This window comes from uncultured Microbacterium sp. (genome assembly GCF_947632095.1).
GTDB lineage: Bacteria > Actinomycetota > Actinomycetes > Actinomycetales > Microbacteriaceae > Microbacterium.
On the sequence record NZ_CANROA010000055.1, the window covers coordinates 1 to 11079 of the forward strand.

Sequence of the window (11079 nt, forward strand, 5' to 3'; positions counted from 1 at the left end):
GGAGTCCACGAACGCATCTACGACGCAATCGCCTCACATGACGTCGAAGCCGCCGCCGGGCTGACCCGCGCACACCTGCGAGCGCTCAAGGAACTACTCAACTAACCCCTGTCAACAACCTCATGGCCAACAACACTTAGTGGTCGTGGCGAGGTCTCGCCTTTGAGCGGGGCCGCGCTCTAGAGTGAAGGCTCACGGGGGAGAAGGACGCATGGCTCAGAAGACGACGGCGGAGCGATTCAACGCTCGGGTCATCGGGATCACTATCGCTGCGGCGCTCGGAGGATTCCTCTTCGGGTTCGATACCTCCGTGATCAACGGCGCTGTCGCCGCTCTCGCGGGGGCGTTCTCGTTGGGGGCGGGACTGCAGGGCTTCGCCGTCTCCTCGGCGCTCATCGGATGCGCGGTCGGCGCCTGGTTCGCCGGGAGTCTCGCGAACAAGCTCGGCCGCATCCCGGTCATGCTGATCGCTGCGGTGCTGTTCTTCGTCTCGGCGATCGGGTCTGGTCTCGCGTTCGGCGTGATCGATCTGATCATCTGGCGAGTGGTCGGCGGGCTCGGCGTCGGCGCGGCGTCGGTGATTGCGCCGGCGTACATCGCCGAGGTTTCGCCGGCGAAGATCCGTGGCCGTCTCGGTTCTCTGCAGCAGCTGGCGATCGTTCTGGGTATCTTCACGGCGCTGCTATCGAACGCCCTGCTCGCGAACATCGCCGGCTCCGCCGCCAACGTTCTGTGGCTGGGTATCGACGCATGGCGTTGGATGTTCATGGTGGAGGCGATTCCCGCTCTCATCTACGGACTCATGGCGCTGCGTCTGCCGGAGTCGCCCCGCTTCCTCGTGGCGCGAGGCAAGATCGATAAGGCCTCTCAGGTGCTCTACGACTTCAGCGGTGAACCCGATGTGAATCTCAAGATCGAGGAGATCCGCAAGACGCTCAATGCGGAGCAGGGCGAGTCGCTCAAGGATCTGCGCGGCGACAAGTTCGGGTTGAAGCCGATCGTGTGGGTCGGCATCCTGCTGAGCGTCTTCCAGCAGTTCGTCGGCATCAACGTGATCTTTTACTATTCGACGACCCTGTGGTTGTCGGTGGGCTTCGATGAATCGCAGGCGCTGCAGACATCGGTGATCACGTCGATCACGAACATCGTGGTGACGATCATCGCGATCCTCCTCGTGGATAAGGTCGGTCGCCGTCCGATGCTGTTGATCGGGTCGGTCGGCATGGCGATCACGCTCGGCATGATGGCCGTCGCATTCTCGTTCGGTACTTTGCAGGACGGGGCGGTGACTCTGCCCGATCCGTGGTCGATGATCGCGTTGGTGTGCGCCAACGGTTTCGTCGTGTTCTTCGGTGCCACGTGGGGTCCGCTGGTGTGGGTGCTGTTGGGCGAGATGTTCCCGAACAGCATCCGTGCCGGGGCGTTGGCCGTTGCGGCGGCTGCCCAGTGGATCGCGAACTTCTTCATCTCGACGACGTTCCCGGCCTTCGCCGAGATCGGACTCACCTTCGCCTATGGCTTCTACGCGTTCTTCGCGATCGTGTCGTTCTTCTTCGTGTATTTCCAGGTGCCGGAGACGAAGGGTCGGGAGTTGGAGAGCATGACGGATGCTGTGGATCTGCCGCGCCGGCGGCGCAAGGAGTCCGCGTAGGCTGAAGGGATGTCTGATGGTGTCCCGCGTCGCGCGAGTCTCGAAGTTCTTCGCGCCGAAGCATCCGATGAACTGGCTGTTCTGATCCAGGAGCGTCTGCTCAGCGGTGAGGACCCGTGGGAGTTCATGGAGGAGCTCCCGAGCATCGATGAACTGGTCGTATACCTGCTGCGCGCCGAGAACATCACCGCTAACGGCGGTGTGCGCCCGAATGCCGAACGCAACTATCGCGTGATGCGTCAGATCGCCCTGGAGTATCCGGAGCTCACAGAGGCCGTCTGGGGGCTTCTGGGGGAGGGTTCGCGGCATCGCCGCTGGGACACGACCGTGGCTTGAGGCATGACGGCTCGCGAAGACCGAGCAAAGACCGAACGAAGAAGCGCCGGTCGACATCATCACGATGTCGACCGGCGCTTCTTCGTTCAGAGAGGGTGGCGGCTCACGCGAGGTAGGCCGCGAGCTCCTTCTCGAGGGCCGGCTTCGCCTTGGCGCCGATGATGGTCTCCTTGACCTGGCCGCCCTGGAAGACCTTCATCGCCGGGATCGACGTGATCTGGTACTTCATGGCGAGCTCGGGGTTCTCATCGACGTTGAGCTTGACGATGGTGATCTTGTCTTCGTTCTCGGCCTGGATCTGGTCGAGAACCGGTGCGACCATGCGGCAGGGGCCGCACCATTCGGCCCAGAAGTCGACGAGGACGGGACCTTCGGCCTGGATGACGTCCTGCTCCCAGGTCGCCTGGCTGGTTGCCTTGGCAGTCATAGTTGCTCCTTTTGGTTGAGACACTCGCTGAAACAGCGGATGCGTCGAATATGTTCCGGTCAGGCGATGATCTCGGCGGCTTCGGCCGCGGGCTTCTCGACGGAGGCGTCCTCGAGGTCGGCGAGGAAGTGCTCGGCGTCGAGGGCGGCGACCGTTCCGGAGCCGGCAGCGGTGATCGCCTGGCGGTAGGTGGGGTCGATGACGTCTCCGGCGGCGAAGACGCCCGGGACGGAGGTGCGCGAGGAGCGTCCATCGACCCAGATGGTGCCCTCGTCGGTGAGCGTGAGCTTGTCGTGCACGAGGTGGGTTCGCGGGTCGTTGCCGATCGCGACGAAAAGGCCGTCGAGGGCCAGTTCGCTGGTGGTGCCGTCGACCGTGCTGCGCAGGGTCACACCGGAGACGCTGTCGCCGCCGGTGATCTCGGCGACTTCGCTGTTCCAGAGGAACTCGATCTTCTCGTTGGCGAAGGCGCGCTCCTGCATGATCTTGGAGGCGCGGAGGGTGTCCTTGCGGTGGATGACGTAGACCTTGTCGGCGAAGCGGGTGAGGAACGTGGCCTCTTCCATGGCGGAGTCGCCGCCGCCGACGACCGCGATGGTCTTCTGGCGGAAGAAGAAGCCGTCGCAGGTGGCGCACCAGGAGACGCCGAAGCCGGAGAGACGCTCTTCGCCCTCGACGCCGAGCTTGCGGTATGCGGAGCCGGTGGCGTAGATGATCGACTGTGCTTCGTGGGTGTCGCCGCTGCCGAGGACGACCTTCTTGACGGGGCCGTCGACGTGGAGTTCGGTGACGTCGTCGTAGACGATCTCGGTGCCGAACTTCTCGGCCTGGGCCTGCAGCTTCGCCATGAGCTCGGGGCCCTGGATGCCGTCGGGGAAGCCGGGGAAGTTCTCGACATCGGTGGTGTTCATGAGTTCTCCGCCGACCTCGACGGAGCTGGCGATGAGCAGCGGCTCGAGGCTGGCACGCGCCGCGTAGATGGCCGCGGTGAAACCGGCGGGACCGGAGCCGATGATGATGACCTTGCGCATGTGCACTCTCTTCTTGCCTGACGGGTGGTGTCGGACGGGACTCAATGGTTCAAACCCATCGTAACCGCGTCGCATTCCCGCGTTCGGGTGTGAGTCGATGGGGTCCAGGGCGCTCAGCGGCCGGGCAGGAATCGCTTGACCAGCGCGGTGGCCGTCTTCAGCTCGGGCGCGCGCATGAGCGCGAGCAGCAGGATGTAGACGATGACGACCGCGGCGCCGATGAGGCACGTGCTGACGACGGCGGCGAGGATCGAGGATGCTGCCCACCCGGGGACTCCGCCGAGGAGGAGGAACGTTCCCCAACCCGCGAGGCCGGCGGGGACGGCCGCGATCGTGAAGCGCACGATCGCGAGAAGCCAGGTGCGAGCATCCAGGCTGCCGATCTTGCGGTGAAGCAACCAGGTGGCGAGGAGCAGCTGGAGGGTGCTGGCGATCGACTGGCCGAGCGCGACGGCGGCGGCGAGCATCGTTACGGGGAGGATGTCGGCGGCGAGCAGTGCCGCGGCTGTCAGCGCGGTGATGACGATGAGCGCGCACTGGAAGATCGTGAACCAGAAGGGCGTGCGCGTGTCGTCGTAGGCGTAGAAGGTGCGCTGCACGATGAAGAGGATCGTGAGGGGCAGCAGGCCGATCAGATAGGCGATCAGCACGAGGGCTGCGGCCGGGGCATCCTCGGCGGTCTGGGTGAAGATGCGGGATGCCGGAATCGCGGCCGCGGCGACGGCGGCGATGGCCGCGGCCATGAAGAAGCCGAGGGTGCGGATGCTGCGGCTGATGTCTGCGCGGACCTCATCGTGGCGGCCGGCGGCGGCATGCTCGGAGATCTGGGTGAAGTAGGGAGTGCCGATCGAGAGCACGATCACCGAGTAGGGGAGCATGAAGATCAGCCAGGCGTTGTCGGTGACCATGGCGGCGGCGCCGAGGTCGGATGCGGCGCTGACGATGTTCGTCTGGAGGAAGCCCGCGGCGAGGCCGGCGAAGGCCATGAGGAGCGTCCATCCGGCGAGGCGGCCGACGTTGCCGAGGCCGACGCCGCGCCAGCGGAAGTCGGGGCGCAGGGAGAGGCCGGTGCGCCGCCAGAAGAGCAGCAGCACGACGGCCTGCAGCACGATGCCGCCTGTCGCGGTGGCGCCGAGGACGGCGATCATCTCGGGGGTCCACTGCGTGGCATCCGTCGACACCGGTGCGAAGACGGCGCCGAGGATGAGGAAGCCGATGATCGAGATGATGTTGTTGACGACCGGCGACCAGGTGAAGGGGCCGAAGATGCGGCGGGCGTTGAGGGCTTCGCCGAGGAGCGCGTACAGGCCGTAGAAGAGGATCTGCGGAAGGCACCAGTACGCGAGCGCGACGGCGAGGGCGATGACCGCATCGGGGGCGTTCCCGGCGGCGAGATGCACGAGCCAGGGGGCGATGAGCATCGCCAGCAGCGTCGTGCCGACGAGCACGACCGTGCCGAGGGTGAACAGCTTCGAGATGAAGGCGTTCCCGCCATCACGATCCGCGGTGGCCTTGACGATCTGCGGGACGATCACCGCGGTGAGAACACCGACGGAGATGATCTGGAAGACGCTGTTGGGGAGCTTGTTCGCATAGGCGAAGGCATCGGCGACGCCGGAGCCGACGGACCCGACGACCGCGACGAGGACGATGCTGCGCAGCAGCCCGGTGACGCGCGAGACCATGGTGCCGGCGGCGATGATCGCGCTGGCGCGCCCGAGACTACTCATTCGTGTCCTGTTCTGCCGGGGCATCCGACTGCTCGACGGAGCCGGCGTCCTTGCGCCGACGGCGCACTGTGCGCACGACGCCGAAGACGAGGAGGAGACCGATCAGGCTGCCGAGGATTCCGAGGCCGATGCCCTCCCATTCTGCGCGCACCGTGACGGTCGCGGTCTGGTCGGCACCGATCGCGACGCCGGTCGGCGAGGTGAGGCTGAAATCGACCGTGAGCACACCGCTGCCGACGCGGGCTTCGACGGGCACCTTCACGCGCTCGTTGCTACCGGCCTGCGCCACGACATCGCGGCGGGGCTGCACGTCGAGTCGGGCGTCCGAGGGCTTTGCCGTGAGGGTCAGATTGACCGGCCAGGGCAGGTCGTTGCGCACCCAGACGGGCAGGGGGGCCGCGGAGGTGAACAGCTGGATCGGGCTCGGTTGCTGCACACCGACCGCATTGAGGGTTGTGTCGGTCGTGGACTGGTGCGCGGCGACGGCCTCGGTGAAGTCGGCGGTCCGGCCGACGCCGATGAGGCGCAGCAGGCGCAGGCGTTCGGGGGCGCGCAGATTCAACGGTTCGTCGAGGATCGACGCGAACGCCGTCAGGTCGGCTTCTTCGGACAGCAGCGCGGTGAGGGCTTCGGCGCGTTCGCCGGATGTCTCGGCGGTCAGGGTGACGGAACCGGTCTCCGTCGTGCGCAGCGTGTTGAGGGAGACCGTGTCGGCGACCGCTGACAGCGACAGGATCGCCTCGCGCAGTGCAGCTGCCGATCGTGTCTCGGCCCGGTCGAGCCCGATGAGGACGGAATCGGAGCCGGAGAGGACGACCTGGGCGATCCCGGCCGCGATGCTCTGGTCGCGCATCGCGTCGTCGTCTTCGACCGTGGCGGCGGAGACAGCGGCGGATGCAGCGGAATCCAGCACCAGCAGGTCGTGACCGTCGACTTCGGCGAGGGCGTTGCGCGATCCCGAGATGGCGCTCGAGGGCAGGATCGTCGTCGCGTCGGTGCCGAGGAAAGCATCGAAGACGGCGAGATCGGCGGTCTGGAGATCGGCGACGGGCCAGAGGATGCCGGGCTCGGCCGAGCGGACGGAGAGCAGTTCTTCGGCCGAGGGGAGCGCTGGTTCGGATGCCGTGGCCGCCGGTGAGGGGGATGGCGTTGCGGCATCCGGCACGGCGAAGTCCGCGGGATCGAGGTAGGTGGTGAAGGCCAGCGGCTCGAGCGGCTCGGTCAGGCCGGCCCGGACCTGGACGGTGGCATCGGCATCTCCGGGCTGGAGTGCGAAGCGTTCGTTCGGCAGCAGTTCGAGCCGATCGAGCCAGGTGAGGGCCGTGGCGGGCGCCGAGGTGCCGAGGGCCCGGATCGCAGCGGGGATGAGGGGATCGACGGCGATGATCGCCGAGGTGCCGGCGACACCATCGAGCTGCGCGGTGAGGGCTCCATCCGGGGCGGTGAGGACGGTGAGCTCATCGTTCGTGAGAAGCGTGCCGTTCGCGGGGGTCGCGGTGATGGGGACCATCACGCTCACCTGGCGGGCGGAATCGCCGGTGACGATGAGAACGCTGTTCGCGCCGAGGTCGAGGGTCTCGGCATCCGCCTCGTCGTCGGCCTCGCCATCGGGAGAGGCATCGGTATCGGTGAGCGCCTCGGGGGTCAGCGTCGCCCGAAGAGGGTAGACACCCTCGGAGATCGTGCCCAGGACCGTCGGGGGTGTGAGGACGGACACGATCGCGGTGTCGTCCGCGGCGACCGCGTCAACGTCTTCTGAGCCGAGTGCGCTGAAGGTTCCCGCGACCTCGGCGCCGTCGAGCCAGGCGCTCAACGCCGCCGCATTCGTCAACGGCGTGCGGTTGATCTCGACGGTGACCTGACCGGCCGCGAGATCGGCATCGGAGTCGTTCGCGATTGTGACCGAGGAGCTCAGCGTCGCATCGGGCTTCACGACGCCGTGCAATCCGGCGGTGAGGGCGAGCGAGATGAGGCCCGTCTCCTCGTCGTCGACGGTGTCTGCCGCGGCGGGGGAGAAGGGCGTCAGAACCGGACCAAGGACCAGCCCGGAAGCGAGCGCGAAGACGACGGAACCGCGCGCACAGCGATGCGCGCGCTGAGGACGGCCGGTTCGGGGGCTGATCAACGTCTCTGGTCTTCCTCGGGCACGGCGGAGTCGGCCCGTGAGTTGTGACCTGGCAATTCTAGAGCGACGCCATCGGGGAAGTCTGAAGGCGCGTAGAGTGACGCCGTGTCCGATGCTCTTCCGACCTCGCCCGATCCCGCTCTCGTCACGGCCCTCGCAGCCGATCTCGATGACGCCGATTTCCGTTCCGAACCGTTGCGCCGGCTCTGGGGCGAGGAAGCCGACGATGCCCTCGGTCGCGGTGTGCGCGAACCGTTGCTGCGCGCTATCGCGCGCGATGTCGGTGCTCTGGCCACGCTCGGACGCTTCTTCGTTCTCGGGATGCCGCAGCCCGCCGCACTGGTGGCCGAAGCGTTGCCGCGTCTCGGCGTCGATGGTCTCGTCACGATGGGATTCGCGCGGATCGATGATGCGGATGCTGTTCCCGCGGTCCTGATCCGCCCCCAGTCCTTCGTCGACGCGGACGGGATCGGCGAGTGGTGGTTCGCGAGCGACCTGGACGAGCTTGCGCTCGGCACAGCGCTTCCCTCCGATCACGTGCTCGGAGTCGGGGGCGCCTCCCGCACGCTCGCGGAGCTGATCATCCCGCAGAAGGTCGGCCGTGCTCTGGACCTGGGCACCGGATGCGGCATCCAGGCTCTTCTCGTCGCCCGTCATGCGGACGAAGTCATCGCGACCGACATCTCCGAGCGCGCTCTCGCATTCGGGCGGCTCAATGCCCTGCTCAACGGGGTGCAGAACGTCTCGTTCCGTCTCGGGAGCATGTTCGAACCCGTCGCCGGGGAGACGTTCGATCTGATCGTCTCGAACCCTCCGTTCGTCATCACGCCCCGCGTCGAGGGCGTCACCGAGTACGAGTACCGCGATGGCGGGCTGATCGGCGATGCGCTCGTCGAGCAGTTCCTGCGTACTGTGCCCGCGCACCTCGCCCCCGGCGGGGTCGCCCAGATGCTGGGCAACTGGGAGTCTCGGGGAACGGGCGAGGATGCCGCGGGTCTGAGCCGCCTCGAAGGCTGGATCGACCCGGCGCTGGATGCCTGGATCGTCGAGCGCGAGGAGCTCACGCCCCTCTCCTATGCCGAACTGTGGATCCGTGACGGCGGCACCACACCCCGTGAGGCCGAGTTCGGGCGCATGCTCGAAGCCTGGCTCGACGACTTCGCCGACCGCGGCGTCACCGCCGTCGGCTTCGGGTACGTGCTCGTACGGCGCCCGGCGGATGCCGCGGCTGCGCCATTGCGCCGCTTCGAGAGGCTCTCGCAGCCGCTGTCATCGCCCGGACGCGCGCTGCGCGACGGCCTCGTCGCGCACGATGTGCTCATGGCGGGCCTCCCGCAGACGCTGGTCACAGCATCCGATGTCACCGAAGCCCGCCATTACATGCCCGGCGATGACGACCCGAGCGTGATCGAACTCCGCCAGGGCGGCGCCTTCGGACGCACCGTCTCGGTCGACTCGGCCCTGGCCGGATTCGTCGGCGCCTGCGACGGAGAACTGACCGTCGCGCAGATCGTCGCGGCCCTCGCCGACCTCTTCGACGTTCCGCTGGCAGACCTCTGGGCCGACCTCGAGCCGCGCATCCGGGCGCTCGTGCTCGACGGTTTCCTCGCGGGGGAGTGACCGGGCGCATGCTGACTCGAGATCCCGCACTGGTCACCGTGGAGAACGCGCTGACGGCCGCCGGGCTGACGGACCGGATGGCGGAGCTGACCGAGAAGGTGCCCTCTGCTGCGGCCGCCGCCGAATACCTCGGGTGCGAAGTGGGGGCGATCTGCAACAGCATCGTGTTCCGTGCGGGCGATGAAGCCGTCCTCGTGCTCTCGAGCGGCGCTCACCGGATCGATAAGGCGAAGGCCGCCGTGCACTTCGGAGTCGACAAGCTCAGTCGGGCCGACCCGGAGTTCGTGCACGCCGCCACGGGGCAGCGCGTGGGCGGTTGTGCTCCGGTCGGGCACCCGCAACCCCTGCGCACCCTGATCGATGAGAGCCTCGCCGACTACCCGCACGTCTGGGCCGGCGGCGGCGTCTCCCACGCGGTGTTCCGCATCACGCACGATGAACTCGTCGCGATCACCGGGGCGCCGTCGGTCGATATTCGGGCGTGACGCCTGACGCCTGACGCCTGACGTCAGCGCTGCGGCTGCTCGGACGGGGTCAGCGCACTCACGAGCATGCGGTGCACGCCGATGAGGATGATGCTCGAGATCAGCAGCACGGTGGCGAGCAGGATGAGCGCGGTTCCGATGACCAGCGCCTCTGCGATGTGCCATCGGATGCCGGAGACGAAGAAGAACAGGAAGCCGACGATGTACAGCACGGGGCTGGCCGCCGCGCCGACCGCTGCAGCGGTGGGGAACTTGGGTGAGTGCATGGGGTCAGCGTAGCGATGAGGGCGAGGGAATAACCCCCGGCATCCATTCGTTCGAATGCAGCATGAAGGCTTTCGGATTCCTCTCGTTCGGGCACTACGCCGACGTGCCCGGTTCTGCGACGCGCACCGCCGGCGACATGCTGCACCAGATGATCGACCTCACGGTCGGCGCTGATGAGCTGGGCGTCAACGGCGCGTACACGCGGGTGCACCACTTCGCGCGCCAGGCCGCGTCGCCCATGCCGCTGCTGGCAGCGATGGCGGCGAAGACCGAGCGCATCGAGGTCGGCACCGGTGTGATCGACATGCGTTACGAGAACCCGCTGCAGTTCGCCGAGGAGGCTGCAGCCCTCGACCTCATCGCCCGCGGCCGCATCGCGCTCGGCGTGAGCCGTGGTTCACCCGAGCCCGCGCTGCGCGGCTGGGAGGCCTTCGGCTACGTCGGCTCGGAAGACCCGCGTGGTGCGGATCTCGCCCGCGACAAGTTCGACCTCTTCCTCGAGGCGATCGACGGCGCTGCCGTCGTGCAGGGCGACCCGAAGCAGGTCGGCGAGGGCCGCTATCTGCCGATCGAGCCGCAGTCCGAGACTCTGCGCGACCACATCTGGTGGGGTTCCGGTTCCCGCGCGACCGCTGAGGAGACGGGGCGCAAGGGCCTGAACCTCATGAGCTCGACGCTGCTCACCGAGGCGACCGGCGACGAGTTCCACCGGCTGCAGCGCGAGCAGATCGACCAGTACCGGGCCGCGTACAAGGCCGCCGGTCACACGGGGACGCCGCGCGTCTCGGTGAGCCGCAGCGTGTTCCCCATCGTGTCCGACATGGACCGGGCCTACTTCGGCCTGCGCAGTGAGGATTCCGACGACCAGATCGGCATCATCGACGGCTACCGTTCCACGTTCGGCAAGACGTACGCCGCCGAGCCCGATGTTCTCGTGCGCCAGCTGCTGGCCGACGAGGCCGTCATGGCGGCCGACACTCTCATGCTGACGGTGCCGACGCAGCTCGGTGTTGCTTTTTGTGTTCATATCTTGGAGTCGTTCGCCAAGTATGTTGCGCCGGAGCTTGGCTGGAAGCCCAACTGGGAAGGGCCGGTCGAGGGCAGTTACGGCCGAGGCTCCTCCTGAGTAGCCTCTTCGGAGACTCGGGCAGCGTCGCGGATCCCTGCAGCGACGGCCTTCCGAACCACCCAATAGAGCACGTAAAAACCCACACCGACGAGGACAACAGCAAAAACGAGGCTGGTAAGTGGATCGCTCATACGGCCACTCTAACGAAGTGGAATCATCGCGGTCCGATGCTCTAACTCGCCCAGCCAGTTGGGTGTTGCTTACAACCTGCACGTGCTCGAGTCGTTCGCGAAGTACGTCGCGCCCGAACTCGGCTGGAAGCCGAACACGGAGGGGCC

11 protein-coding genes are annotated in these 11079 nt (G+C 67.0%); 6 read left to right on the forward strand and 5 right to left on the reverse strand.

Annotated features, from left to right (window positions below; all coding sequences use genetic code 11):
• Positions 1-15 precede the first annotated feature (15 nt).
• The 3 genes from Q0Z66_RS12515 (at position 16) to Q0Z66_RS10880 (ending at position 1987) form a co-directional block, all read left to right on the forward strand.
• Entirely contained in the window at positions 16-105 is a 90-nt protein-coding gene (locus tag Q0Z66_RS12515; protein WP_366938993.1) for a hypothetical protein, read from the forward strand.
• Positions 106-211: 106 nt separating this feature from the next.
• On the forward strand, positions 212-1651 hold the full coding sequence (locus Q0Z66_RS10875) for a sugar porter family MFS transporter (protein WP_298041014.1): 1440 nt from the start codon (positions 212-214) through the stop codon (positions 1649-1651).
• A 9-nt stretch (positions 1652-1660) separates the two neighbouring features.
• On the forward strand, positions 1661-1987 hold the full coding sequence (locus Q0Z66_RS10880) for a tryptophan synthase subunit alpha (RefSeq protein ID WP_298041016.1): 327 nt from the start codon (positions 1661-1663) through the stop codon (positions 1985-1987).
• A 103-nt stretch (positions 1988-2090) separates the two neighbouring features.
• On the opposite strand, the gene trxA is transcribed toward Q0Z66_RS10880, so the two are convergent.
• From trxA to Q0Z66_RS10900, 4 genes are all read right to left on the reverse strand, one after another.
• A complete protein-coding gene (gene trxA, locus Q0Z66_RS10885; protein WP_298041019.1) occupies positions 2091-2414 on the reverse strand; it encodes a thioredoxin in 324 nt (107 codons plus the stop codon).
• Positions 2415-2473: 59 nt separating this feature from the next.
• The gene (gene trxB, locus Q0Z66_RS10890; RefSeq protein ID WP_298041022.1) at positions 2474-3445 is read right to left on the reverse strand and encodes a thioredoxin-disulfide reductase; all 972 of its coding nucleotides are present in this window, start codon (positions 3443-3445) and stop codon (positions 2474-2476) included.
• A gap of 113 nt (positions 3446-3558) precedes the next feature.
• Positions 3559-5175, reverse strand: coding sequence for a murein biosynthesis integral membrane protein MurJ (gene murJ, locus Q0Z66_RS10895; RefSeq protein ID WP_298041024.1), 1617 nt, complete (start codon positions 5173-5175; stop codon positions 3559-3561).
• Positions 5168-7300 (reverse strand): DUF6049 family protein, encoded by a 2133-nt coding sequence (locus Q0Z66_RS10900; protein WP_298041026.1) that lies wholly within the window; start codon positions 7298-7300, stop codon positions 5168-5170. Before Q0Z66_RS10900 ends, murJ begins: the two co-directional genes overlap by 8 nt.
• Before the next feature lie 105 nt (positions 7301-7405).
• Between Q0Z66_RS10900 and Q0Z66_RS10905 the strand changes: the two genes are divergently transcribed.
• Positions 7406-8920 (forward strand): methyltransferase, encoded by a 1515-nt coding sequence (locus Q0Z66_RS10905; protein ID WP_298041028.1) that lies wholly within the window; start codon positions 7406-7408, stop codon positions 8918-8920.
• Positions 8921-8928: 8 nt separating this feature from the next.
• On the forward strand, positions 8929-9405 hold the full coding sequence (locus Q0Z66_RS10910; protein WP_298041030.1) for a YbaK/EbsC family protein: 477 nt from the start codon (positions 8929-8931) through the stop codon (positions 9403-9405).
• Between the two features lie 23 nt (positions 9406-9428).
• On the opposite strand, the gene Q0Z66_RS10915 is transcribed toward Q0Z66_RS10910, so the two are convergent.
• Positions 9429-9671 (reverse strand): hypothetical protein, encoded by a 243-nt coding sequence (locus Q0Z66_RS10915; protein WP_298041032.1) that lies wholly within the window; start codon positions 9669-9671, stop codon positions 9429-9431.
• Between the two features lie 62 nt (positions 9672-9733).
• Between Q0Z66_RS10915 and Q0Z66_RS10920 the strand changes: the two genes are divergently transcribed.
• Positions 9734-10798, forward strand: coding sequence for an LLM class flavin-dependent oxidoreductase (locus Q0Z66_RS10920; protein ID WP_298041034.1), 1065 nt, complete (start codon positions 9734-9736; stop codon positions 10796-10798).
• Positions 10799-11079 lie beyond the last annotated feature (281 nt).

Coding starts and splice junctions, on each gene's coding strand:
- Q0Z66_RS10920 (WP_298041034.1), top strand. CDS start 9,734: ATGAAGGCTTTCGGATTCCTCTCGTTCGGGCACTACGCCGACGTGCCC.
- trxB (WP_298041022.1), bottom strand. CDS start 3,445: ATGCGCAAGGTCATCATCATCGGCTCCGGTCCCGCCGGTTTCACCGCG.
- Q0Z66_RS10915 (WP_298041032.1), bottom strand. CDS start 9,671: ATGCACTCACCCAAGTTCCCCACCGCTGCAGCGGTCGGCGCGGCGGCC.
- Q0Z66_RS10910 (WP_298041030.1), top strand. CDS start 8,929: ATGCTGACTCGAGATCCCGCACTGGTCACCGTGGAGAACGCGCTGACG.
- trxA (WP_298041019.1), bottom strand. CDS start 2,414: ATGACTGCCAAGGCAACCAGCCAGGCGACCTGGGAGCAGGACGTCATC.
- Q0Z66_RS10875 (WP_298041014.1), top strand. CDS start 212: ATGGCTCAGAAGACGACGGCGGAGCGATTCAACGCTCGGGTCATCGGG.
- murJ (WP_298041024.1), bottom strand. CDS start 5,175: ATGAGTAGTCTCGGGCGCGCCAGCGCGATCATCGCCGCCGGCACCATG.
- Q0Z66_RS10880 (WP_298041016.1), top strand. CDS start 1,661: ATGTCTGATGGTGTCCCGCGTCGCGCGAGTCTCGAAGTTCTTCGCGCC.